We start from the raw sequence: 23550 nt of genomic DNA, 5'->3' as shown, positions 1-23550 counted from the left end.
CGCATGCAGACGGGCCCAACCGATCTGTTCGACCTTCGTCCGCGCCGCGTGCATGAGGCCGAGGGGCGGGGTCGCCGTGCCTTTGCACTGTTTCAGGCGGAGCGGCATCCCGGCCCGCTGGTCTGGATCCTGCCTGCCTATGTGCCCGAACTGCCGATGCTGCGCGGGTTGCCGCGGGGCGTGGGCGAACGGCTGCATCTGTTTCGCCCCGTTGGTGAGACGGACCTGCTGTGGTGCATTGAGGAAGCATTGCGCGCCGCCCCGGTCAGTCTTGTCATCGCCGAGCCGGAAAAGCCGATGTCGCTGACCGCTGGCCGCCGGTTGCAACTGGCGGCCGAGGCCGGGCGCACCACCGGCCTGATGCTGATCCGCGAGGGCGCAGGCAGCAATGCCACCGAGACCCGCTGGAAGTGTGAACCCGTGGCCAGCACGGCTGCGGACTCGACTCTGCATCAATGGGATCTTAATAAGAACAAAAAGGGAACTTCTGGAAGCTGGGTGTTGAACTGGAATGGCGCGTCGGCTGCTGTCCATATGGTTTCCGAGGCTCGCCAGCGACACGAGCCTGCGGGCACGGCCCGTTGAGGGGCCCTTTGCCCTGACCCATCGGTCGGGCAATAGCGATCACCTGCACTGCCTGAACCAAGCGGCCTCGTCGCGCGGTTTGCATCGCGGCATGGCTTTGGCCGATGCCCGCGCGATCTGCCCCGATCTTGCCACCCGCCCCGCCGACCTGGCGCGCGAGGCCGCCGCCCTTGCAAGCCTGCGCCGCTGGGCCGGGCGCTATGCTCCGATGGTGGCCACCGATGGCGTCGACGGGTTGATGGCCGATATCTCCGGCGTGCCGCATCTGTTCGGCGGCGAGGCCGACCTGCGCGATGATTTGCAGGCACGGCTGGAGAGGGCAGGCCTGCACGCCACCAGCGCCATTGCCGGAACCCGTGGGGCGGCCCATGCCCTCGCGCGTCATGGCGGCGGCATTGTCGCCGATGGACAGTTGGCAGAGGGGATTGGGCATCTTCCGGTCACCGCGCTCAGGGTGGACCACGACACGGCAGAGGCGCTGGCCCGGGTCGGCTTGGCGCGGATTGCCGATCTGACCCACTTGCCGCGCGCGCCCTTGGCCCGGCGGTTCGGGTCGGGGCTGGTGCTGCGGCTGGATCAGGCGCTTGGGGCGCAGGCCGAGCCAGTGGCCGCAGAACCGGACGCCCCGCAGTTCGGGGTTCGGATGACCCTGCCTGAGCCGATTGGCCTGCAATCAGATGTGATGGCGGGCCTCGCGCGCCTGCTGGAGCGGCTCTGCGCCAAACTGGCCCGGCATCGAATGGGCGCGCGCCGGGTGCGGCTGGAGCTGCGCCGGGTGGATCGCGGCACGGCGCAGGTCGAGATCGGCCTCGCCCGACCGATGCGCGACCCTGCCCGGATTGCTGTCCTGTTTGCCAAGGGGGTAGACGAGGTGGAGTCCGGTTTCGGCATCGACGCGCTGCGGCTGACAGCCCCGGTGACCGAAACCCTTGCTCCTGAACAGATCGGCGGTGGCCCGACGATACGACACGAAGATGCACTGGCGGACCTGCTGTCCTCCGTCGGCAATCGCATCGGCTTTGACCGGGTGCTGAGGCTCTTGCCCGCAACCAGTCTGATCCCGGAGCGCAGCTTCCTGCTGGCCCCCGCCGCCTGGTCGACACCCGAGCCGATCCCGCATCGCGCAGGGGTGGCGCGGCCGATCATCCTCTTTTCACCAGAGCCGGTGACGGCGGCTTCCGGCACACCACCCGCCCGTTTCCGCTGGCGGCGCATGCGTTTTACCACCTTGCGCGCGACGGGGCCGGAGCGGATCACCCCGGAATGGTGGTTCGACGATCCCGCCTGGCGGTCTGGTCTGCGTGATTACTGGAGGGTCGAAACACAGGAGGGCCCGCGTCTCTGGCTGTTTGTCACCCCGCAATCGCAGGGCGCACAGGATGGGCCCGCGCCCGTAGGACCGCTAAATTGGTATGTCCAGGGGGAGTTCGCATGACCTCCGCCCGCGTCCAGCCCTATGCCGAACTCTGCGTCACCAGCAATTTCACCTTTCTGCATGGGGCCTCCCATCCAGAAGAGCTTGTCACCCGCGCCGCTGAACTGGGCCTTGCCGCCATCGCCATCACGGACCGCAATTCGGTTGCGGGCGTGGTGCGGGCGTTTTCCGCGCTGAAGGAACTGGCGCGGCTGCGGGACGAATCCCAAGCTGCTGCCGAGGCAGCACAGGATGGCCCGACCATCCGGTCGCAGCGCGTCACCGATCATTCCAGCCGCCAGACCGTGCCGCATTTCACAGGCGCGACAGCCGCCCCAGTTCAAACCGGTGCCCCCCTGCCGAAACTGATCGCGGGGGCACGGCTTGTGCTGACCGACTCTGCTGTGGACTGGCTGGCCCTGCCGACCGATCTGGCGGCCTGGTCGCGGCTGACCCGGCTCCTGTCCTTGGGCAACCGCCGCGCGCCCAAGGGCGAATGCCACCTGCAGCGGGCCGATCTGACCGAATGGGGTCAAGGCATGATCCTGATCGCCCTCCCGCCAGACCCGCTGGACGATGCCAACTCCAAGACCACCCGCGTCGATCTGCTGACCGTCACCCGCGCCTTCCCCGGCCAGTGCTTCCTTGGTGCCGCCCCGCGCTATGATGGCCGCGATCAAGCCCGCCTTGATCAGCTGGCCATGCTGGCCCAAGGCGCGAACCTGCCCCTGGTCGCTGTGGGCGACGTCCTGATGCACCGTGCCGCCCGCCGCCCTCTGGCCGATGTGCTCACTTGTCTGCGCCTTGGCTGCACCATAGACAACATCGGCACCCACCGGCTGGCCAATGGCGAGCGCCGCCTGAAATCCGGCTCCGAGTTGGTCCGGCTCTTCGCCCGCCACCCGGCAGCCATTCGTCGCACGCTGGAGATTGCGGATCGTTGCGCCTTCCGCCTGAGCGACCTCAGCTATCAATACCCGGATGAAGCGCAAGAGGGTGAACCGGCACAAGACCGGCTGGAGCGGCTGGCGTGGGAGGGGCTGCACTGGCGCTATCCCGCTGGCCCACCGCCCAAGATCGTACATCGCGTGGAAAAGGAGCTGACCCTGATCCGCGAGGTGGAATACGCCCCCTATTTCCTGACTGTGCATGACATCGTCCAGTTTGCGCGATCGAAGGGCATCCTCTGCCAGGGGCGCGGGTCTGCCGCCAATTCGGTGGTCTGCTATCTGTTGGGCATCACCGAGGTGCCGCCTGAATCCATTACCCTGATCTTCGAGCGGTTCATCAGCAAGGAACGCGGCGAGCCGCCCGACATCGACGTGGATTTCGAACACGAGCGCCGGGAAGAGGTGATCCAGTGGATTTATGCCCGCTATGGCCGGGAGCGCGCCGGGCTGACCGCCACGGTGATCCATTTCCGCAGCCGTGCCGCCATCCGCGAAGTGGGCAAGGTCATGGGCCTCAGCCAGGACGTGATCGCCCGGCTTTCCGGGCAAATCTGGGGCTGGTCCTCCGCTGCCCCCGGCGAGGATCGCTTGCGCGACGCAGGCCTCTCCATCGAAGATCGGCGGGTGCAACTGGCCGTGCACCTGATCGGTGAGATCATCGGCTTTCCGCGCCACCTGTCGCAGCATGTCGGCGGCTTCGTCATCACGCGCGGACGGCTGGACGAACTCTGCCCCATCGAAAATGCTGCGATGGACGACCGGACCATCATCGAATGGGACAAGGACGACATCGACGCGCTTGGCCTCTTGAAGGTCGATATCCTCGCCCTCGGCATGCTGACCGCCATCCGCAAGGCCTTTACCCTTCTGGCCGATCATCGCGGCCAGAAGCTGACACTCGCCAACGTCCCACCTGAAAATGCGCCGGTCTATGACATGCTCTGCCGCGCCGATGCCATCGGGGTGTTTCAGGTGGAAAGCCGGGCGCAGCTGAACTTTCTGCCCCGGATGCGGCCGCGCAAATTCTACGATCTGGTCTGTGAGGTCGCCATCGTCCGTCCCGGCCCGATCCAGGGCGGCATGGTGCATCCCTTCATCAACCGTCGCATGGGCCGCGAGCCGGTCGAAGATCTTGGCCCGGCGCTGATGGAGGTTCTGGCCCGCACCTATGGCGTGCCGCTGTTCCAGGAACAGGCGATGCAGATCGCCGTGGTCGCGGCGGGCTTCACCCCCGCAGAAGCGGATCGCCTGCGCCGCAGCCTCGCCACCTTCAAGCGGATGGGCACCATTGGCAGCTTTCGCGGCCGTTTTGTCAGCGGAATGCTGTCGCGCGGCTATGATGCGGATTTCGCGGCGCGCTGCTTTGCCCAGATCGAAGGCTTCGGCAGCTATGGCTTCCCCGAAAGCCACGCGGCCAGCTTTGCGCGGCTGGTCTATATCTCGGCTTGGCTCAAATGCCACCATCAGGCAGTCTTCACCTGCGCGCTTCTGAACAGCCAGCCGATGGGATTCTATGCCCCGGCGCAGCTGGTGCGCGATGCCCGCGACCATGGTGTGGAGGTGCGACCGATCTCGGTCAACCATTCGCTCTGGGATTGCACGCTGGAACTGCGCCCGGATGGTGGACTGGCGCTGCGGTTGGGGTTCCGCCAGATCAAGGGCATGCGCGAGGAGGACGCCGCCTGGATCGCCGCCGCGCGCGGCAACGGCTATCCCGACGTGGAAAGCCTGTGGCGCCGCGCGGGCGTGCATCCCGATACGCTGGAGCGCCTCGCCGAAGCCGACGCCTTCGCCGCCCTTGGCCTGACCCGCCGCGATGCGCTTTGGGCCGCAAAGGCGCTGAAAGCCCCGGCCCCGCTGCCCCTCTTCGGCCCGGATGGCGAAGGTGGCACTGAACCCACCGTCACCCTGCCGCAGATGACCCTCGGTCAGGAGGTGATCGAGGATTATCTGTCCCTGCGCCTATCTCTGCGCGCCCATCCGATGGAATTGTTGCGTCCCCGCCTGCCCGAAAGCCTGCCACATGACCGACTGTCGCTGGCGAAAGGCCGCGTCACCGTCACCGGCCTCGTCATCACCCGCCAGCGTCCCGGCACGGCCTCGGGCGTGATCTTCCTGACGCTGGAGGATGAAACCGGCACCGCCAATGTCATGGTCTGGAAGAAGGTCTACGACACCTTCCGCAAGGCGGTGATCGCCGGGCGGCTGCTCCGCGTCACGGGCCGGATCGAGCGCGATGGCCCGGTCGTCCATCTGATCGCCGAACGAGTCGAGGATGTCTCGCCGCTCCTTGCCACGTTGGGTCGCCCGGTGATCATTGACGCCAATGATGGGCGTGCCGACGAGACCAGGTCGCCCGCTGGGGGCAGCATCCACTCCACCGCGCGCCATCCGCGCGAACAGGCAAGGAAACTGTTCCCAAGTCGGGATTTCCATTGAGGGCAATGTGCAGCGCCAACGACGAAAATGGGCGGGAAGCGGACATTCGACTATTCTACGGATTTAATTTTGGTTCTGCGAAATCGGCTATTCGTTGGACGACACAACAGGCGAACAGGCTCTGCGTCATGTTCGATCAGGTGGCGATTTTTTCTGACTTTCGGTGATGTCGTCGCTGGAACCAACCCATAGCCTTGAGTTGGACACAACGCGCAGAAGTGCCTCGCGAATTGTGTCGCTGATCGGAATCTTGCTAAAGACCCTTGCATCCATAAATACTGAAGTCGCTCGGCATTCGAAGCATGTAGTCTGTCCTTGGCGACCAATAACTTGCAAACCCACTGACCTGCTGGACGCGAACTTCGGAAACAAGAGGCATGCCAGCCCTGACTGGAGACATGAAGTCAAAGGTCAGATTAACGAAGGGGATTGCGATCTTTTCTTCCGTCAGAAGATAGAGCCAGCCGCATCCATCCAAGAGTTCGTCCCAGAACGCCTCGAGAGCTTCGATAGCGAAATTGGTGATCCGGCCAGTGAACGCGATTCCAAGCAAGTCGCAGTCACCAAAGAATATTCTGCGTGGGAATAGAAAGGCTTCTTGCGCCATCTTACTTCTACTTCTCCAAGAAAACTGATCTCGGCGCAGTGCCGGGAAACTGAAGATGGTATGTATTCCAAATTCTGGCTGAACTTGGGTCTTCCAGGCTCATGGCGTGCGCGCATGGCCCATTCGCGAACAGTGCAACCGGCTACACGCCGAGGCAGACCTGCTCCCTTTCATGTGTCGTTCTGATACTGGGCCGGGGTCGTGCCGACGATTTTTCGAAATGTCCTGCAAAAGTGACTTTGATCAGAGAAACCGCAATCCAGGGCCACAACCTTGTGGGCCGCCTTGCCTTGCCGCAGCATCTCTTGTGCCTTTGCAACCCTTTTGCGGATGACATAGGCATAGGGCGCCAGGCCGAATTCGGCCTTGAACTGACGCGAGAAGTGAAATGCGCTCAGACCGGTGGCCTCTGCGAGATCGTCCAGGCTGATATCCTCGGCCAGCCGGCTTTCGATCAGATCATTGATCCGGTTGCGTTGCGCACCGCTGAAGGCAGAACCCTTGTCTTCGGTCAGGGTGATTTTGGCGTAGTGGCGCAGAAGATGCACCGCCAACTGGCTGCGCAGAGTGTCGATCATCAGCCGTTGCCCGATGCCGCCGCATTTCAGTTCGGTTTCCAGCATCTGGAACGATGCCAGAATCAGAGAATCCTCGGCAGCGATCTGGTCATCAATCTCGACTGACTGCGGGTCGCGGCCAAAGACGGTTTGTGCCGTGCTTTCCAGGCTGTCATGGGCCAGGTAGATGTGGCGAACCTTGATCGGCTCGGCCCAGGCCCAGGTCGATTGCTCGGCCCGGGTCAGAAGCGAGATCCGCCCGCTGCCGACCTGGCCGCTTTGCCACGGACCGCCACTGGTGCGGCGCATCGTGGTGGGCGCGCCGTCATAGGCCACGATCATGTAATCGCGCATCAGCGGGATGGCGACCTCTTGCCGGTCATAGTGATAGCCCTTGAGCGTGATGCCCTTCCAGTCATGGGGCGAGGAGTCCAGCGTCATCTGGCCCGGAATCCAGTCGGGTATCTTGTCGGGTGCCACGAGCGTCTGTTGCATGCCTTTCTCCCTCTGTCGCAATCCATGTGGGTCGAACGGGGTCAATCCGGTTGTTCTTCCAGAACGATCCCCGATCGGGTCAAGGTGTCGATCTGGTCGTCGGAATACCCGGCCTCCTGCAGCAGGGCACGGCTGTGTTGGGCAAAGCGGGGCGGGGCGAGGCGGACGACGCCGGGCGTGCGCGAGAACCGCGCCGGAATGCCTGTGCCTTGGTAGCTGCCCGCGGTGACGACCATGCCGCGATGGGCCGTATGGGGATGTGCCAGCGCCTCGTTGACGTTGCGAACCACCCCGGCAGGCACGCCTGCCTTCAGCAACCGGGGCTCCAGCACCTGTGCGTCAAGCTCGGCCAGCCGCGCCGAAAGGATGGCGGTGATCTCGGCCCGGTGGGCCAAACGGGCGGCGTTGTCGGCAAAGCGGGGATCGGCGGGGACATCGGGCAGGGCCAGCAGCTCGCACAGCTTGGCGAACTGGCCGTTGTTGCCGACGGCGAGGTAGAGCTTGCCGGTGCGGGTCTCATACATGTCATAGGGCACGATGTTGGGATGCCCGTTGCCGGTCGCCACCGGCACCTTGCCCGACATCAGCGCATTGGCCGTCTGCGGATGCATGACGCTGAGGGCGCAGTCATAAAGCGGCACTTCGATCGCCTGCCCAAGGCCCGAGCGAAAGCGCTCGATGATCGCCGCCAACACGGCGTTGCAGGCGATCAGCCCGGTGCTGATATCGACCACCGGCGTGCCCAGCCGGGTCGGACCCGCGCCGGGTGTGCCGTTAATGCTCATCAGCCCGGTCATGGCCTGGACCACGGCGTCATAGCCGGGAAAGCCGCCCAAGGGGCCATCGGCACCAAAGCCGGTGACATGGGCGAGGATCAGCCTTGGAAAGCGGTCTTTCAATACGGCGTCATAGCCCAGACCCCATTTTTCCAAAGTGCCCGCCTTGAAGTTGTGAACCAGCACATCGGCCGTTTCCAGCAGGCGCAGGATGATCGCCTGCCCCTCGGGCTTGCCGATATCTATGGCGATGGACCGCTTGTTCCGGTTGGCCCCCGAGAAATAGGCGCTGAGACCGGCATTGAAGGGCGGCCCCCAGCCGCGCGTCTCGTCGCCTTGCGGCGGCTCGACCTTGATGATTTCGGCCCCATGATCGGCGAGCATCTGCGTGCAATAAGGGCCGCCCAGAACGCGGCTGAGGTCCAGAACGCGGATACCATCCAGAGCGCCCATCACAAAACCTCCAGATACAGGGCTTCGACTTCGGGGGCGGTCATGTCGCGCGGATTGGTGGCCAGAAGGCGGCTGATGCCGGTGACGACCTGTTGCGCCATGCCGGGAATGGCCGCTTTGGTGACGCCCATATCCGACAGCCGGGTTTTCAGGCCGCTGGTTTTCAGCAACCGCTCCAGTTCGTCAATCAGCGCCAGGGCCGCTGCGGCATCAGAGTTGAAGGGCCGCGACGGCAGCAGCAGCCGCGACAGGCGCGCATATTCGGCTTCGGCGGCTGGCAGGTTGAACCGAAGGACCGGCCCTGCGACCAGCGCATTGGCATGGCCATGCGGCACATGAAAGCCACTGCCCAAAGGATAGGACAGTGCATGGATGGCGCCCACGCTGGCATTGATGAAGGCCATGCCCGCCAGCGTTGCGCCCAGCAGCATCGCCTCGCGGGCAGCAAGGTTGGACGGCGTCTCCAGCACCAAGGGCAGGTTCTGACCCAACAGAACCAGCGCCTTGTCGGCCAAGGCGTCCGACACAGGGTTCTTGCGGGTCCGGCTGGTCGCGGCTTCGATGGCGTGAACCATGGCGTCCAGAGCCGTCGCCGCCGTGATGGCGCGGGGCATGCCCAGGGTCAGCCGCGCATCCAAGAGCGCCACATCCGGCAGAAGCTGGGGGGCATAGACCGCCTTCTTCTCATGGCTGTCCGAGGTCAGGACCGAGACCCATGTGACTTCTGACCCAGTGCCCGCCGTGGTCGGCACCTGGATCAGCGGCAGGCGTTTGCCTGTCACGCGATCGACGCCGATCATCTCGGCCACAGGTTGCCCGCTGGCAGCCGCAGCTGCCACGACCTTGGCGGTATCAAGCGAGCTGCCGCCGCCCAGGCCCACGATGCCATCGGCCCCAAAGGCCCGCGCCGCTTCGACCGCAAGACCCACCACCGCCACGGGGGGATCGGCCTCGACCTTGTCGAAGACCTCGGCGGCCAGTCCCGCGGAGGCCAGGGCGTCCAGGGCCTCGGCGGCAAAACCGCAGGCGACGATGCCGGGATCAGAGATCACCAGAACGCGGGTCGCGCCAAGGCCCTGCATCAGGGTGCCCAATTGTGACAGCCCGCCCGATTGGCAGACGATCTTCGGAGTGGACAGGAAGTTGAAATCCATGGTTTTCCTCACGCCGCGTCGCGGATCATGTTGCGGGCGATGACCAATTGCTGGATCTGGGTCGTGCCCTCGTAGATGCGGAACAGGCGCACATCGCGGTAGAACCGCTCGACGGCATAATCCGCCATATAGCCCGCCCCGCCATGGATCTGCACGGCGCGGTCAGCCACCCGTCCCACCATTTCACTGGCATACATCTTGCAGCAGGCCGCTTCGGTCGAGACGTTCTGCCCGGCATCCTTGCGCCGCGCCGTCTCTTCGATCATGCAGCGGGCGGCGAAGGCCTCGGCCTTGCTGTCGGCCAGCATCGCCTGCACCAGTTGCTTTTCCGCGATGGGCTCGCCGAACTGCTTGCGCTCCATGGCAAAGGCCAGGGCATCGCGGATCAACCGCTCTGCCGCCCCGGTGCAAACCGCCGAGATATGCAGACGGCCGCGATCCAAGACCTTCATCGCGGTCTTGAAGCCTTGATTTTCCCGCGCGGCGCCGCCGATGATATTGGTCGCCGGAACCCGCACGTTTTCAAAGATGACGTCGCAGGTGTGCGAGCCCTTTTGCCCCATCTTGCGATCGGTTGCTCCCAGCGTCAGCCCCGGCGTCCCCGCCTCAACGATAAAGGCGCTGACCCCGGCAGAGCCTTTAACTTCGGCATTCGTGCGGGCAAAGACTGTGAAGACATCGGCACGGGGCGCGTTGGTGATATAGCGCTTGGTGCCGTTCAGAATGTAATCGTCGCCATCCCGTCGCGCCGTGGTGCGCAGGGACCCCGCATCCGACCCGGCATCCGGCTCGGTCAGTGCAAAGGAGGCGATCATCTCACCCGAGGCCAACGCAGGCAGATAACGCGCCTTCTGCTCGGCCGTGCCGTCTATGATGATGCCCTGAGAGCCGATGCCGTTGTTGGTGCCAACCAAGGACCGGAACACCGGAGAGGTCTGGCCCAGGATGAAAGCTGCCTTCACCTCTTCGGCCATCGACAGACCAAGGCCGCCATATTCCTCGGGGATGGCCATGCCGAACAGGCCCATCTCGCGGATTTCCTGTACAAGGGCCGGCGGGATGGCGTCGTCATCGGCCACGCGGGCCTCGTTCGGGATCAGGCGATCCTTCACGAAGCGGTCAAGCGCTTCAAGGAACTGGGAAAGGGTGTCGGGATCAAGAGCCATGGTTTTGCACTTTCAGGGAGCAATCGCCGCAAGGCGGCGGACAAGATCGGTCAGGCGCGGCGCCAGGTCGTATTCGACATGGTCGCGCGTCAGGGTCTGGGCGGAACCGCCACAGTTGAAGGCCACCATGGGCGAGCCGTCGCGGGGTTTGAACGGCACGGCCACTGCCGCGACATCCGGGCGCCATTCGGCGATAGACGTGCAAAACCCCCGAACGTGATAGCTTTCCACCGCGTCTTCGATGCCGCGCTGGACCACAGGCCAGTTGGCGCCCTCGTCCTGACGGATGTCTTCCATCGCGGCGGCGCGGGCGTCGTCGTCCATGGCGGCCAGATAGGCCCGGCCCATGGCCGTCGTGGCCAGCTTGATCTGCGCGCCGACCTCGATGTTCAGCGCCACCGCATTGGTGCCCCGGCAGCGCTCCAGATAGACCATCGACAGGCGGTCGCGGCCCGCCATTGCAACAGGCAGGGTGGTCGCCTCGGCCATCGCCTGCATCAGGGGCTTGGCCAACTGCCGCAGCGGCATCCCCGCCAGGCAGGAGAATCCCAGCGACAGCACCGGCGGCGCCAGTTGATAGCGCGCCGTATCTGGGTTGTAGGACAGATACTCCAGTTTGTGCAGCGTATAGGTCAGCCGCGAGACGGTGGATTTCGACAGCCCCGTCCGTTCCGCAAAGTCGCGGTTGCCCAGCGACTCGCCTTCGCGCCCAAACGCCCGCAACAATTCCAGCCCGCGCGCCAAGGCGGTCACGAAATCGCGGTCCTGCCCGTCATCCTCGTCGCGTTCCTTCCTTGGCCGCATCAGTGCCTCCCCTGCCGCGTCTTGAAACTCAATTAAGCGCAAGCTAAGGTCGGCGTCAATAGTGCGGAATAGTATTCCGCATAGCGGAATATTGGCGCCGCCCGCCTTGATCCGCTGGCTCCGAAGGAACGCGGGTGGCGCGAAAAATCAGGGGAATAAGGCTATGAATGATATGACCTATCCAGTGATCCAGCATCTGATCGGGCCGGAATGGAGCGCGCCCGAGGGCGAGGCAGACCGCGCCGTCACCAACCCTGCGACCGGGCTTCAGATCGGGCGCATTCCCCAAGCGACGGCGCAGGATCTGGATCTTGCGGTGCGCACTGCCGAATCGGCCTTCGCGCTTTGGCGGCACCGGTCCCCGATGGATCGCAGCGCCATCCTGCGCCGCTTTGCCAATCTTCTGCGGCAGAACGAAGCCCGGATCGCCCGCTGGATCACGCTGGACGAGGGCAAGCCCCTGGCCGAGGCGCTGGCGGAAGTGCAGGCCTCGGCCGACCATGTCGATTGGCATGCCGAAGAAGGGCGGCGGATTTACGGGCGCATCGTGCCCGCGCGCAACCCATCGGTGCAACAACTGGTGGTGCGCGAGCCGGTCGGCGTCTGTCTGGCCATCACGCCATGGAACTTTCCGCTCAGCCAGGCCGTCCGCAAGGTGGCCGCCGCTTTGGCCTCGGGTTGCACCATGATCCTGAAGGGCCCGGCAGAGGCGCCCTCGGGCTGCCTTGCCATCGCGCATTTCCTGCAAGAGGCAGGGTTGCCTGAGGGTTGTCTGAACCTGGTCTGGGGCAACTCGGCCTTCATCTCGGAAACGCTGATCCCAAGGCCCGAGGTGCGCAAGATCACCTTTACCGGGTCGGTCGAGGTGGGCAAGCATCTGGGCGCGCTGGCCGGGCGCCACATGAAGCGGGCAACGATGGAACTGGGCGGCCATGCCCCGGTTCTGGTCTTTGATGACGCCGATGCTGAGGCTGCTGCCCGGGCGCTGGCCCTCAACAAGTTGCGCAATGCCGGGCAGGTCTGCATCGCGCCGACACGGTTCTTTGTGCAGTCCGGGGTGCATGACCGTTTTCTTGACGCCTTGGTTTCGGCGTTCAAGGCCGTCAAAGTGGGCGACGGGCAGGAGGACGGCACCCAGATGGGGCCGCTCTGCCATCCGGGCCGCGTGACGGCGATGGAAAAGCTGGTGGCCGATGCGCGCGAGGGGGGCGCACAGGTGCTGACCGGCGGCCACCGGATTGGCAATGCGGGCAGTTTCTATGCGCCAACCGTGGTTGACACGCCCGACGACAAGATCGCCCTGATGCGGGAAGAGCCCTTCGGCCCGGTTGCCGTTGTTTCGCCTTTCTGGGAGGTCGAGGATGGTCTGGCGCGGGCGAATGGCTTGCCGTTCGGTCTGGCTTCTTATGTCTTCACCAACAGTCTAGAGCGGGCGGACCGGGCCGCGGCAGGCTTGCAGGCGGGCATGGTCAGCATCAACCACTTTGGCCTGGCGCTGCCAGAGACGCCCTTCGGCGGACAGCGCGACAGCGGTTATGGCAGCGAGGGCGGGACCGAGACTTTCGACGGGTATCTGTCCACCAAGTTCATCTCGCGCAATTCCGTGCCCGTGAAGTGAGGATGCCATGTCTGTCAATCTGACCTTTCAGGACGGCACCGCGATCCTGACTATCGACAACCCGCCGCTGAACCTGATCAGCGCCGAGGTGCGCGCGGGGCTGTTGCGGGCCATGGCCGAAGTCACGGCGCAAGGAGCCAAGCGGCTTGTCATCACCGGCGCTGGCACTGTCTTCGTCGCTGGGGCCGATGCAACTGAGTTTGGCCGACCTCCAGTCGCGCCGCATCTGAACGATGTGCTGGCGGAATTGGCAACCTTGCCGATCCCGACCATCGCCGCCATGAACGGCACGGCGCTGGGGGGCGGGCTTGAGATAGCGCTGGCCTGCCGGTCACGCATCGCGGCCCCAGCAGCGCAGCTCGGCCTGCCCGAGGTCACATTGGGCCTGATCCCCGGTGCAGGCGGCACGCAACGCCTGCCGCGTCTGGTGGGGATCAAGGTCGCACTAGAGATGATCGTTGAAGGCAAAGCCATTTCAGCGGCCAAGGGGCAGGCCATCGGGCTGGTGGACCTTGTGGCCAATGATCCTATGGCCGCGGCGTTGACCTTTGATGCGCCAGCAGTAATCGCTGACCAGCGTCCAGCCCCGTCTGCCGACGCCGAGGCCGTCCAGGCCATGCACGCCCAGATCAAGCGCCGCTTTGCGGGCCAGATTGCCCCCGCTATTGCGATTGATCTGGTGTCCTCCAGTGCCACACTGCCGCTGGCCGAGGGGCTGACGCAGGAAAGGGCGGCGTTTCTGACCCTGCGCACCTCGCCCCAAGCGGCGGCACTGCGGCATGTGTTCTTTGCCGAACGGGCGGCGGCGAACCGGGGGCGGGACTACCCCAAGCCCCTCCACCCGATGACCACGGCCATCGTGGTGGGCGGCGGCAACATGGGTGCTTCGATTGCCTATGCCCTGGCCGTTGCAGGCCTGGAGGTGACCGTTGTGGAGCGTGATGCCGCTGCAGCGGGGCGTGCCGAGGCGAACCTGAACAAGCTGGTTGATCAGGGCGTCAGCCGGGGCAGTTTATCTGCCTCCGAAGGGCTGGCGGTCCAATCGCGGCTGCGCGGTCTTGTGGGCTACAGCGCTCTGCCGCCCGCCGATCTGGCCATCGAGGCGGCTTTTGAGGATATGGGCGTCAAACAGGCGATCTTTGCCGAACTGGAGGCCGCCTTGCCCGCCCAGACGATCCTTGCCACCAACACCTCCTATCTGGATGTGAACCTTCTGGCGTCTGGCCTGAAAGACCCGTCGCGCTGTCTTGGCCTGCATTTCTTCAGTCCGGCCCACATCATGAAGCTGTTGGAGATCGTCAAAGGCGATGCGACCGCGCCGCAGACCCTTGGCGCGGCCTTTGCCTTGGCACGGCGGTTGGGGAAAGTGCCGGTGGTTTCCGGGGTTTGCGATGGCTTCATCGGCAACCGTATCCTGATGCGCTACCGGCAAGAGGCCAACCGGCTTTTGGTCGAGGGCGCCTTACCGGATCAGGTGGATGCGGCGATGCGGGGCTTTGGCATGGCGATGGGGCCGTTCGAGGCGCAGGACATGTCCGGTCTGGACATCGCCTATGCAAACATCAAACGACAGGGCGGCGCTGGCGTTCCGCTGGTTGAACGGCTGGTCGAGGATTACCAGCGCCTTGGCCGCAAATCGGGCGCGGGGTGGTATGACTATGACGCCGGGGGGCGGGCGGCGGACTCGTCTCTGGTGGCCGATGTGATCCGCGCCACCTCGGAGGCCTTGCACCTGACGCGAGGGGACTTCCCGGCGGACGCAATTGTAGAGCGCATCACCTTGGCCATGATCGCCGAGGCATGCGCCATTCTGGACGAGGGCATAGCCGGGCGACCGCAGGACATCGACCTTGTGATGATCCACGGCTATGGCTTCCCGCGGTGGCGCGGCGGGCTGATGCATCATGCCGACAGCCTTGGCGATCTGCGGGACCGCTATTCTGCGCTGGCGGAAACCGATCCGAAAAGCTGGGTTGTGCCGCCCTTGCTGCGCAGGCTTGCTGACAGGGGGCAGTCGCTGGCCAGCCTGAACTGATCCCGCACAGCAAGAACAGGCCATGGAACAAGCAAGTTCGTGCAATACAGTGCCTGCTTCCGCCCCGTAGCCTCCGTCAACCTTGGGCCGCCGCCCAAACCCGTCAGCCGATCAAAGGCGGGATGCGGCAGCCCGATACGCCACTCATGAGGAGGATGACATGGCCGTAAGCAAAGAAGCCGATACCCTGCGCGCACTTTACCAAAGCTGGACAGATCAGATGGTTGCCAACCCCGGCCTGACCATCGCCAACCTGCGCAGCATGTTCGACGAATGGCACCAGCCCGCGCTGGAGCCGGAAAACGTCACCTACAAAAGCGAAATCGTCGGCGGGGTCGAGGCGATCTGGGCGCTGCCCGTGGGCGCGGACGCCAAGAAGGTCATCGTCTATACCCATGGCGGCGGCTTTGCCGTGGGATCGGCAGACAGTCACCGCAAGATGGCGGGCCATCTGGCCAAGGCCCTGGGCGTGACCTCGGTCATCCTGCATTACCGGCGTGCGCCTGAACATCCCTTCCCGGCGCAGATCGAGGATGCCGTGGCCGCCTACAAGGCGCTTTTGGGCAAAGGCTATCAGGCGGGCAACATCCTGACAGCGGGCGACAGCGCGGGCGGCAACCTGGCCATCGGCTCGGTGCTGAAGATGCGCGACCTTGGGCTGCCCCTGCCCGGCGCGGTGATCGCGTATTCGCCCTGGCTGGATATGGCGATGCGCGGTGCCACGCTGACAACCAATGCTGCCACCGACGCCCTGGTTGGCAAGCCGATCCTGGAGGCGATGGCGGGCATGTTCCTGGGCGGGACCGATGCGCTGAACCCGCTGGCCAACCCGTTGGAGAACGACTTCGTCGGCTTCCCGCCGCTGTATATCACCTGTGGTGGGGCCGAGACTTTGCAAAGCGACTCGGAAACGCTTTATGCCAAGGCCAAGGCCGCAGGGGTCAAGACCGCGCTTTCGGTCGTGCCGGGCATGCAGCACGTCTTTCCGGCACTGTCGGGCCGCGCGCCCGAGGCTGATGGAGAACTGGCCCGCATCGCCGCCTGGTATCGCGCGCTGTAACCCAAAGGCCCCGGGGGCATCCGGGGCCATCCGTCACACAATCCGGCCCCGCCCCGTGTTTCACGGGACCAAGGGGGCATGCTCTGGGAGGATGCATATGACCAAATCTGAAACGACCAAAACCAAGGGCGCCGATTATGACGCCGTCATCATCGGCGCGGGCTTTGGCGGGCTTTATTCCGTCTACAAGCTGCGCGACGAACAGGGGCTGAACGTCCTGGGCTTTGACAGCGCGGGCGACGTGGGCGGCACCTGGTATTGGAACCGCTATCCGGGCGCGGTTTCGGACACCGAAAGCTATGTCTACCGCTATTCCTTCAGCGGTGAGCTTTTGCAAAAGGGCCGTTGGAAGACCCGCTATCTGACGCAGCCGGAAATCCTGGACTATATGAACGAGGTGGCCGACCACTACGACCTGCGCCGCAGCTATCAGTTTGGCACCAAGGTCACCGCGACGCATTTCGATGATGTCACGGGCCTGTGGAAGGTCACGACCGACAAGGGGCAGACCGTCACCGCAAAATACCTGATCACCGGGCTGGGGCTTTTGTCGGCGGTCAACAAGCCGAACTTCAAGGGCATTGACAGCTTCAAGGGCCAGATCATGCACACGGGTGCCTGGGCTCAGGATGCCCAACTTGAAGGCAAGCGCGTCGGCGTCATCGGCACCGGGTCAACCGGGGTGCAGGTCATCATCGCCACCGCCCCCATCGCCAAACACCTGACGGTTTTCCAGCGTTCGGCCCAATATGTTGTGCCGATCGGCAACACCCCGCAAAGCGCCGAGGTGATCGCGGAACAGAAGGCAAACTACGATGACATCTGGAAACAGGTGAAATCCTCGGTCGTGGCCTTTGGGTTTGAGGAAAGCACGATCCCGGCCGAAACCGCCTCGGAAGAGGTCCGCAACGCGGTCTTCGAAGCGGCATGGCAGCGCGGCGGCGGGTTCTATTTCATGTTCGGCACCTTCTGCGACATCGCCACCAGCCAGATCGCCAATGATGCGGCGGCGGGCTTCATCAAGAAGAAGATCACCGAGATCGTCAAAGACCCTGCAATCGCCAAGATGCTGACGCCGAAGGATATCTATGCCAAGCGGCCTCTGTGCGCCAACAACTACTACGGTGTCTATAACCGCGACAACGTCACCCTGGCCGACGTGAAAGCCGACCCGATTGCCGAATTCACCCCGACGGGCATCCGCCTTGAAAGTGGGGCGGAACATGAGCTGGATGTGGTGATCTTTGCCACCGGCTTTGACGCGGTGGACGGCAACTATACCCGCATCGACATGCGCGGGCGCGGCGGCGTGACGATGCGCGAAAAGTGGAAGGACGGCCCGCTGGGCTATCTGGGGATGATGGAGACGGATTTCCCCAACTTCTTCATGATCCTTGGCCCGAACGGCCCCTTCACCAACCTGCCGCCTTCGATCGAAACGCAGGTGGAATGGATCGCCGAGACCATCGAGATGATGGAGGCCAAGGGCCGCGTCAGCATCGAGCCGACCGAAGCCGCACGGGATGAGTGGGTCGGCCTGTGCCGCACCATCGCCGACATGACGCTGTTCCCCAAGGCGGAGTCCTGGATTTTCGGCGCCAACAGCCCCGGCAAGAAGAACGTCGTGATGTTCTACATGGCGGGCCTTGGCAATTACCGGGGCGCCATCGGGGCGGTGAAGGACGGCGGCTATCAGACCATGATCTTCGACCGCGCCAACGCGCTGGCCTGAGGACAGGCATCAGGGCCGGGGGCAAATCCTCCGGCCCGGCTATTTACAGAAAAACCATGGAAATAAGGGAGAGAGTCTATGGGACGCGTAACAGGTAAGGTGGCTTTGGTCACCGGCGGCGCCATGGGGATGGGCAAGTCGCATTCCGAACTTCTGGCGCGCGAGGGCGCGCATGTCTTCGTCACCGACCGCGATACGGCAGCGGGCGAGGCGGTGGCCAAGGGCATCGTGGCCGCCGGAGGCAAGGCTGATTTCATCAAGCATGACGTGGCCAGCGAAGCCGACTGGAACAATGCCATCTCCACCGTTCGGGCGAAAGCCGGGCGGCTGGACATCCTGGTGAACAACGCTGGCGTGTTGATCCTGAAGCCGCTGCACGAAACCACGCCGGATGAGTTTGACCTGACGATGAACGTCAACGTCAAGGGCGTTTACCTGGGCATTCGGGCCGCGGTGCCGCTGATGAAAGAATCGGGCAAGGCCTCGATCATCAACATCTCGTCCATCTATGGCATCGTAGGTGCCGCGATGGCAGGGGCCTATATCGGGTCCAAGGGCGCCGTGCGGATGCTGACCAAATCCTGTGCGGTCGATCTGGCGGACACGGGGATCAGGGTCAACTCGATCCACCCCGGCGTGATTGACACGCCGATGACCAAGGATCTGCTGCATACCGATCCGGCCATCCGCCAGGCGATCTTGGGTTGCACACTGCTGAAGCGCCCCAGCAAGCCGGAAGAAGTCTCGAACGCCGTGCTATTCCTTGCCTCGGACGAAGCCTCCTTCGTTCATGGCGCCGAGATTGTCGTGGACGGCGGCTACACCGCAAACTGATGTCCGAGCATGCCTTATCCGTCCGCTCGCACCGGACGGGCAAGGGACTTGAAAGGGAATACCTCGCATGAAGATCCTTGTGCCTGTGAAGCGCGTGATCGACTACAACGTGAAGGTTCGCGTAAAGTCGGATGGGTCAGGCGTCGATCTGGCGAATGTGAAGATGTCAATGAACCCGTTCGACGAGATCGCCGTTGAAGAGGCGATCCGTTTGAAAGAAAAGGGCATCGCCACCGAAATCATCGTCGTCTCCATTGGGGTGAAACAAGCGCAGGAAACGCTGCGTACAGCTCTGGCGATGGGTGCCGACCGCGCGATCCTGATCGAGGCCACCGACAACGTCCAAACCGATATAGAACCGCTCTCCGTCGCCAAACTGCTGGCCGGCGTGGTGCGGGAAGAAGGCCCCGGCCTTGTCCTTTGTGGTAAGCAGGCCATCGACAACGACATGAACGCCACCGGCCAGATGCTATCCGCCCTGCTGGGCTGGTCGCAGGGGACCTTTGTCTCCGAACTTGCCATCGAAGGCGACACTGCGAGGGTAACCCGCGAAGTCGACGGCGGCCTTCAAACCATCGCCGTCAAGATGCCCGCCATCGCGACCGTCGATCTGCGCTTGAACGAACCGCGTTATGCCTCGCTGCCCAATATCATGAAGGCCAAGGCCAAGCCGCTCGCAACCAAGGTCCCCGCCGACTATGGGGTGAACATCGCACCGCGTCTGTCGGTAGTGAAAACCTCGGAACCGGCAAGTCGGAAGGCGGGAGTGAGGGTGAGTTCGGTCGACGAACACGTCGCAAAGGGCTCTGTTGCATAAATCCCGAGAGGGATTCATCTCGTGAATCCAGCGTGGTAGCTGGACTGCATGAGCAGACCCACACCCCCCGCTTACAAGACCAGGAACTGGCCGGCCTATAACGAAGCGCTCAAGCGCGGGCGGCAGCCCGCCTATGGCGACGCCGCGATCCAGACCTGCCTGACGATTAAGGCCTGTTCGGCATGGCGCTCCGCCAGACCACAGGGTTCGTCGAGAGCCTGCTGCGTCTGATCGGCCTGGACCGGGCCGTGCCTGATTTCAGCACGCTTTCGAGGCGCCAGAAGACCCTGAAGGTGAACATTCCCTATCGCGGTTCGGACGGCCCGTTGCACCTGCTGGTCGACAGCACCGGGATCAAGGTCGAAGGTGAGGGCGAGTGGAACGCCCGTAAGCATGGCGGCGCCAAACGCAGGGTCTGGCGCAAGATCCATATCGGCATCGACGAGAAATCGTTGGAAATCCGGGCCGCCGAGTTCACCACCAGCGATGTAGACGATGCACCGATGTTGCCCGAGCTGCTGGAGCAGATCCCACTCGAGCAGGAGATCGCCAGCGTCACCGCCGACGGCGCCTTCGACACCCGCAAATGCCACGACGCCATCGCCGCCCGGGGTGCGGCAGCGATCATCCCGCCCCGCAAGAACGCCAAGCCTTGGAAGCCCGACACCGCAGGAGCCATAGCCCGGAACGAAATCCTGCGCACATCGAAGCGTGTTGGCCGGACGATCTGGCGACGATGGAGCGGCTATCACCGTCGAAGCCGCGCCGAGACCAAGATGCACTGCGTCAAGCTCTTGGGGCAGCGCCTGTCCGCCCGAGACTTCGACCGTCAGGTTGCGGAGTTCCAGGTCCGCGTCGCCGTGCTCAACGGCTTCACCGCGCTCGGCACGCCCATCACGCAAGTCACAGGATAAGTCTGTCCGGGGATGGGGAAACTCCGGCCATCAGCCAATTTGTGCAACAGAGCCGCGTGAGTGCAGAAGATGTTGATTTCATTTTCCATCCTTCGATTTCTGGGGCGGCCCAGCTATCGAAATGGCCGGTTGAACGGGAGGGGTTTTCGGCTGGCAGAATGCCCGGAACCCGGCGGGTTTCTCCACCGGGTCCGAGGGTGAGCCCCCGTTCCTTTCAGAACGGGATCTCGTCGTCGCGGTCGACCAGCTCGGGGTTTTCGTGCTCGGCCGTCTTCGGGCGGCTCAGGAAGTCGACCTTCTCGGCGATGATCTCGCAGCCGTAGCGGTCGGTGCCGGTTGCGTCGGTCCACTTGGTGTAGTGGATGCGACCGTGGACGAGGACCTTCATGCCCTTTTCGCAGTGCTCAGCGACCGTCTTGCCGAGACCGTTGAAGCAGGTGATGCGGTGCCATTCGGTGTCCATGACCCGGTAGCCGTTCTCGTCGCGCATCACGCGACCTTCCGAGAGGCGCGGCCGCGAGGTGGCCAGGGTGAAGTTGGTGATCTTCGTGCCACTTTGGGTCGAGCGCACTTCGGGCTTTTGACCGATGTTGCCAGCGAGGATGACGATGTTCTGCATGGTAAGCTCCTGTGTTTCCTGTCCCTGGGACCGTCCCTTCGACAAGACCCGGAAAAAGCCTGTCGGCTGAGGTGTGCACGGGAGACGGAACGGCGACCGGAAACCTCCAAAAGGCCGGGGTGGAGCGGGCAGCCCCGAAGGGGCAACACGGCCCGGACTGACGCGGGGTTGCGCGCCAGAGGCCGAACAGGCTTAGGGGATTGTCAGTCGAAGGGATGGCGCCGGGGATAGGGAGCGACCTGGGGCTCTTGCAGAACTTGTCCTTCCTTGCCGAGGCTACGGGGTTGAAGCCGTTGCGAACGAAACGACCCCGCGGCCCAGGCCAACTCCGCCCCCTGCCCTATCGTGGTGAACTCCACGGGAGTTGCGATGTTGCGACCGGACGGCTATCCCGGAGGCATCATTCAGGATACGAGGGCCAAATGACTGATTTCGATCTCGAGGCACTGTCGCTCAAGGACCTGCGGCAATTGCAGAAGGACCTCGCCAAGGCGATTTCCACTTACGAGGACCGGCACAAGGCCGAAGCCCGCGCCAAGCTGGAAGCCATCGCAAAAGAGATGGGCTATTCCCTCGCCGACCTGATCGGCACCGAAGTGAAAGCCACCCGTGCGCCTGCCGTGGCGAAGTACCGTCACCCTGAGAACGCGGCTCTCACCTGGTCTGGCCGTGGCCGGAAACCGCAGTGGTTCGCGGATCACATCAATGCGGGCAAAGACCCGAGCGCCCTGGCAGTCTGACGACGTTGGGTGACCACGCCGTTAAGAAGCATGGCCAAGTTAAGGAAACCAGTTTTTTCTGACATGACTGCCCACTCATGTTAGAAAAATGAGGATTTCTTAACACGGCACAGGGAACATGTTAAAGCCGACTTACGCCATTCCCGCCTTGCCACCCGAGGCAGAGGTTGAAACCGTTCCGGTGCTGAAGGCGCTCGCTCGCGCCAGCCGCGCGCTTGCGGATCTGAAGGGTCAGGCAAAAACCATCCCGAACCAGGCATCCTGATCGATACTTTGGCACTACAGGAAGCTAAAGCATCGTCAGAGGTCGAGAACATCGTCACGACGCAGGACGAGCTGTTTCAGGCGGACGTTTTCCCCGACGATCCGCAGTCCCCTGCGGCAAAAGAAGTTGCTCTCTATCGCGACGCTTTGCGGCTTGGATATGCGCGCTTGGGCGAAACCGGCGGCCTCATCCCGAATTCGGCGCTCATCGACATGTTCCGCTTGCTGAAGGGCCGCAGCGATGGGTTTCGCGCGACACCAGGAACCGCCCTGAAAAACGAGCAAACAGGGGAGATCGTCTTCGTTCCACCCCAGGACGCGCGAGAGATTGTCCGCCACATGACGGCGCTCGAACGGTTCATCAACGACGATGACCTCAGCCCACTCGACCCTTTGATCAAGATGGCCTTGATCCATCATCAATTCGAAAGCACCCATCCGTTTCCGGATGGGAACGGACGGATCGGGCGCATCCTGAACGTGCTCTATCTCACCAGGACTGGGTTGCTCGATATCCCGGTGCTCTACCTGTCGCGCTTCATCACCCGCAACAAGGCGGACTATTATAGACACTTGCAGGCGGTGCGCGACACCGGGGACTGGGAAGCTTGGGTCATCTACATGCTGGAGGCTGTCGCAGAAACTTCTGCGACTACGGTCGAGATCGTCACCGGCATACGACAGCAAATGGCGGACGTGAAGCATAGGCTTCGGGATGAATTGCCGAAGATCTACAGCCAGGAACTTCTGAACAACCTGTTCCGCCACCCATACACGCGGATCGAATATCTGCAGAACGATCTGGATGTCAGTCGGCAGACAGCCGCGAAGTATCTCGACACCTTGGCCGAGCACGGCTTTGTCGAAAAGCACCGCTCTGGAAAGAACAACTACTTCATCAACGTCGCCCTGGTGAAACTCTTCCTCGACGTGTCGGGCGGGCCGTAATTCTCGACGCGGTGCGTCACGCCTTGGAAAGCGGTCGTGCCGACCACCACGTCGGCCCAACTTTCCGGTCGGCTGGAACGGCTGACAGGCGAAAGGGCCGGACCGGGGCCCCTGCCCCGACGCCGAGCCCTCGTTGAGGCCGTGGGCATCATGCCCACGGGTCAACCTCAGCGATCACCTGAACCTCGTCGCCGTCGACTTCATCGGCGGGGACGGCGCCGAAGGTTCCATCCCCTGCCTGGAAGACGACAATAGAGACCATGAGCGTGGCGGCGAGGGAGGCGGCGAAGGCGTGAGCATCTTTGCGGGACATCTGTTTGGCTCCTGTCTGGGAGGCGGGGGACCATCCCCCGCGCGACAGGACCCCGCAGGCCCGAAGACTGGCTGACATCACCGGGTGCGTTCGGCTCGCCCGAATCCACCCGGCGGCGAGGGCTCGCCCGTAGTCCGACCCCTCGCGGGTTGATCTCGAAGACGGGATTCGGGCCAAGGAAGGGAATGGCGAGCGGGGGATGGTCCCCCAACGTCAGGAGCCGGTTGTCCTGCTGATGCTTGGAACGCCGCCAGCA

Annotated in this window: 19 protein-coding genes and 1 pseudogene; 12 read left to right on the top strand and 8 right to left on the bottom strand. The window is 63.6% G+C overall.

All coding sequences use genetic code 11. From position 1 onward, the window contains the following. Positions 1 to 3: 3 nt before the first annotated feature. Genes BMX43_RS16145 through BMX43_RS16135 form a run of 3 tightly spaced genes read left to right on the top strand, consistent with a single transcriptional unit; the run spans position 4 to position 5388 of the window. Positions 4 to 585: an ImuA family protein gene (locus BMX43_RS16145; protein ID WP_091303263.1), complete on the top strand. Its 582-nt coding sequence runs from the start codon at positions 4 to 6 to the stop codon at positions 583 to 585. After that, a complete protein-coding gene (locus BMX43_RS16140) occupies positions 512 to 2020 on the top strand; it encodes a Y-family DNA polymerase (RefSeq protein WP_091303200.1) in 1509 nt (502 codons plus the stop codon). The genes BMX43_RS16145 and BMX43_RS16140 overlap by 74 nt, the downstream gene beginning before the upstream one ends. After that, positions 2017 to 5388 carry an error-prone DNA polymerase gene (locus BMX43_RS16135; protein ID WP_091303199.1) on the top strand — a complete coding sequence of 1124 codons (3372 nt, stop codon included), beginning with the start codon at positions 2017 to 2019 and terminating at the stop codon, positions 5386 to 5388. The genes BMX43_RS16140 and BMX43_RS16135 overlap by 4 nt, the downstream gene beginning before the upstream one ends. Positions 5389 to 5641: 253 nt before the next feature. On the opposite strand, the gene BMX43_RS16130 is transcribed toward BMX43_RS16135, so the two are convergent. The 6 genes from BMX43_RS16130 to BMX43_RS16105 form a co-directional block, all read right to left on the bottom strand. Continuing rightward, positions 5642 to 5995 carry an acyl-CoA thioesterase gene (locus BMX43_RS16130; protein ID WP_245749507.1) on the bottom strand — a complete coding sequence of 118 codons (354 nt, stop codon included), beginning with the start codon at positions 5993 to 5995 and terminating at the stop codon, positions 5642 to 5644. 170 nt (positions 5996 to 6165) lie between these two features. Beyond that, positions 6166 to 7092, bottom strand: coding sequence for a helix-turn-helix domain-containing protein (locus tag BMX43_RS16125; RefSeq protein WP_245749506.1), 927 nt, complete (start codon positions 7090 to 7092; stop codon positions 6166 to 6168). Further along, on the bottom strand, positions 7089 to 8276 hold the full coding sequence (locus BMX43_RS16120; protein ID WP_175482147.1) for a CaiB/BaiF CoA transferase family protein: 1188 nt from the start codon (positions 8274 to 8276) through the stop codon (positions 7089 to 7091). Before BMX43_RS16120 ends, BMX43_RS16125 begins: the two co-directional genes overlap by 4 nt. Next, positions 8276 to 9430 carry an iron-containing alcohol dehydrogenase gene (locus BMX43_RS16115; protein WP_091303196.1) on the bottom strand — a complete coding sequence of 385 codons (1155 nt, stop codon included), beginning with the start codon at positions 9428 to 9430 and terminating at the stop codon, positions 8276 to 8278. Before BMX43_RS16115 ends, BMX43_RS16120 begins: the two co-directional genes overlap by 1 nt. An 8-nt stretch (positions 9431 to 9438) precedes the next feature. Continuing rightward, positions 9439 to 10596, bottom strand: coding sequence for an acyl-CoA dehydrogenase family protein (locus tag BMX43_RS16110; RefSeq protein WP_091303195.1), 1158 nt, complete (start codon positions 10594 to 10596; stop codon positions 9439 to 9441). Between the two features lie 12 nt (positions 10597 to 10608). Next, a complete protein-coding gene (locus BMX43_RS16105; RefSeq protein ID WP_091303194.1) occupies positions 10609 to 11400 on the bottom strand; it encodes an IclR family transcriptional regulator in 792 nt (263 codons plus the stop codon). 163 nt (positions 11401 to 11563) lie between these two features. Here BMX43_RS16105 and BMX43_RS16100 point away from each other — a divergent pair, with 163 nt between their 5' ends. The 7 genes and pseudogenes from BMX43_RS16100 (at position 11564) to BMX43_RS16070 (ending at position 20410) form a co-directional block, all read left to right on the top strand. Then, positions 11564 to 13018 carry an NAD-dependent succinate-semialdehyde dehydrogenase gene (locus BMX43_RS16100; RefSeq protein ID WP_245749505.1) on the top strand — a complete coding sequence of 485 codons (1455 nt, stop codon included), beginning with the start codon at positions 11564 to 11566 and terminating at the stop codon, positions 13016 to 13018. A gap of 7 nt (positions 13019 to 13025) precedes the next feature. Further along, entirely contained in the window at positions 13026 to 15053 is a 2028-nt protein-coding gene (locus tag BMX43_RS16095) for a 3-hydroxyacyl-CoA dehydrogenase NAD-binding domain-containing protein (protein WP_091303193.1), read from the top strand. Positions 15054 to 15213: 160 nt separating this feature from the next. Next, on the top strand, positions 15214 to 16113 hold the full coding sequence (locus tag BMX43_RS16090) for an alpha/beta hydrolase (protein WP_091303192.1): 900 nt from the start codon (positions 15214 to 15216) through the stop codon (positions 16111 to 16113). 97 nt (positions 16114 to 16210) lie between these two features. Further along, positions 16211 to 17845 (top strand): flavin-containing monooxygenase, encoded by a 1635-nt coding sequence (locus BMX43_RS16085; protein WP_245749504.1) that lies wholly within the window; start codon positions 16211 to 16213, stop codon positions 17843 to 17845. Between the two features lie 78 nt (positions 17846 to 17923). Continuing rightward, complete coding sequence (locus tag BMX43_RS16080) at positions 17924 to 18679, top strand: SDR family NAD(P)-dependent oxidoreductase (protein WP_091303190.1); 756 nt, start codon at positions 17924 to 17926, stop codon at positions 18677 to 18679. A gap of 67 nt (positions 18680 to 18746) precedes the next feature. Continuing rightward, positions 18747 to 19496 carry an electron transfer flavoprotein subunit beta/FixA family protein gene (locus BMX43_RS16075; protein ID WP_091303189.1) on the top strand — a complete coding sequence of 250 codons (750 nt, stop codon included), beginning with the start codon at positions 18747 to 18749 and terminating at the stop codon, positions 19494 to 19496. 48 nt (positions 19497 to 19544) lie between these two features. Continuing rightward, a pseudogene (locus BMX43_RS16070) lies at positions 19545 to 20410 on the top strand (IS5 family transposase). Between the two features lie 214 nt (positions 20411 to 20624). Here BMX43_RS16070 and BMX43_RS16065 read toward each other — a convergent pair. Next, positions 20625 to 21029 (bottom strand): single-stranded DNA-binding protein, encoded by a 405-nt coding sequence (locus BMX43_RS16065; protein ID WP_091303188.1) that lies wholly within the window; start codon positions 21027 to 21029, stop codon positions 20625 to 20627. Positions 21030 to 21451: 422 nt separating this feature from the next. Between BMX43_RS16065 and BMX43_RS16060 the strand changes: the two genes are divergently transcribed. Further along, positions 21452 to 21769, top strand: coding sequence for an H-NS histone family protein (locus BMX43_RS16060; RefSeq protein WP_091303187.1), 318 nt, complete (start codon positions 21452 to 21454; stop codon positions 21767 to 21769). Positions 21770 to 22042: 273 nt separating this feature from the next. Next, positions 22043 to 22981, top strand: a complete 939-nt coding sequence (locus BMX43_RS16055) for a Fic family protein (RefSeq protein ID WP_245749503.1) — start codon at positions 22043 to 22045, stop codon at positions 22979 to 22981. A 148-nt stretch (positions 22982 to 23129) separates the two neighbouring features. On the opposite strand, the gene BMX43_RS19870 is transcribed toward BMX43_RS16055, so the two are convergent. Next, complete coding sequence (locus BMX43_RS19870) at positions 23130 to 23294, bottom strand: hypothetical protein (RefSeq protein WP_175482146.1); 165 nt, start codon at positions 23292 to 23294, stop codon at positions 23130 to 23132. Between the last annotated feature and the right edge of the window lie 256 nt (positions 23295 to 23550).

This window comes from Gemmobacter aquatilis (assembly GCF_900110025.1).
GTDB lineage: Bacteria > Pseudomonadota > Alphaproteobacteria > Rhodobacterales > Rhodobacteraceae > Gemmobacter > Gemmobacter aquatilis.
Note: the sequence above shows the minus strand (reverse complement) of the source record. Positions and strands in the feature narration are given on the sequence as shown.

What these genes read in the sequence shown, in the direction of transcription:
- BMX43_RS16145 (WP_091303263.1), top strand. Translation starts at nt 4, where the DNA reads ATGCAGACGGGCCCAACCGATCTGTTCGACCTTCGTCCGCGCCGCGTG.
- BMX43_RS16140 (WP_091303200.1), top strand. Translation starts at nt 512, where the DNA reads ATGGCGCGTCGGCTGCTGTCCATATGGTTTCCGAGGCTCGCCAGCGAC.
- BMX43_RS16135 (WP_091303199.1), top strand. Translation starts at nt 2,017, where the DNA reads ATGACCTCCGCCCGCGTCCAGCCCTATGCCGAACTCTGCGTCACCAGC.
- BMX43_RS16130 (WP_245749507.1), bottom strand. Translation starts at nt 5,995, where the DNA reads ATGGCGCAAGAAGCCTTTCTATTCCCACGCAGAATATTCTTTGGTGAC.
- BMX43_RS16120 (WP_175482147.1), bottom strand. Translation starts at nt 8,276, where the DNA reads ATGGGCGCTCTGGATGGTATCCGCGTTCTGGACCTCAGCCGCGTTCTG.
- BMX43_RS16115 (WP_091303196.1), bottom strand. Translation starts at nt 9,430, where the DNA reads ATGGATTTCAACTTCCTGTCCACTCCGAAGATCGTCTGCCAATCGGGC.
- BMX43_RS16110 (WP_091303195.1), bottom strand. Translation starts at nt 10,596, where the DNA reads ATGGCTCTTGATCCCGACACCCTTTCCCAGTTCCTTGAAGCGCTTGAC.
- BMX43_RS16105 (WP_091303194.1), bottom strand. Translation starts at nt 11,400, where the DNA reads ATGCGGCCAAGGAAGGAACGCGACGAGGATGACGGGCAGGACCGCGAT.
- BMX43_RS16100 (WP_245749505.1), top strand. Translation starts at nt 11,564, where the DNA reads ATGAATGATATGACCTATCCAGTGATCCAGCATCTGATCGGGCCGGAA.
- BMX43_RS16095 (WP_091303193.1), top strand. Translation starts at nt 13,026, where the DNA reads ATGTCTGTCAATCTGACCTTTCAGGACGGCACCGCGATCCTGACTATC.
- BMX43_RS16090 (WP_091303192.1), top strand. Translation starts at nt 15,214, where the DNA reads ATGGCCGTAAGCAAAGAAGCCGATACCCTGCGCGCACTTTACCAAAGC.
- BMX43_RS16085 (WP_245749504.1), top strand. Translation starts at nt 16,211, where the DNA reads ATGACCAAATCTGAAACGACCAAAACCAAGGGCGCCGATTATGACGCC.
- BMX43_RS16080 (WP_091303190.1), top strand. Translation starts at nt 17,924, where the DNA reads ATGGGACGCGTAACAGGTAAGGTGGCTTTGGTCACCGGCGGCGCCATG.
- BMX43_RS16075 (WP_091303189.1), top strand. Translation starts at nt 18,747, where the DNA reads ATGAAGATCCTTGTGCCTGTGAAGCGCGTGATCGACTACAACGTGAAG.
- BMX43_RS16065 (WP_091303188.1), bottom strand. Translation starts at nt 21,029, where the DNA reads ATGCAGAACATCGTCATCCTCGCTGGCAACATCGGTCAAAAGCCCGAA.
- BMX43_RS16060 (WP_091303187.1), top strand. Translation starts at nt 21,452, where the DNA reads ATGACTGATTTCGATCTCGAGGCACTGTCGCTCAAGGACCTGCGGCAA.
- BMX43_RS19870 (WP_175482146.1), bottom strand. Translation starts at nt 23,294, where the DNA reads ATGTCCCGCAAAGATGCTCACGCCTTCGCCGCCTCCCTCGCCGCCACG.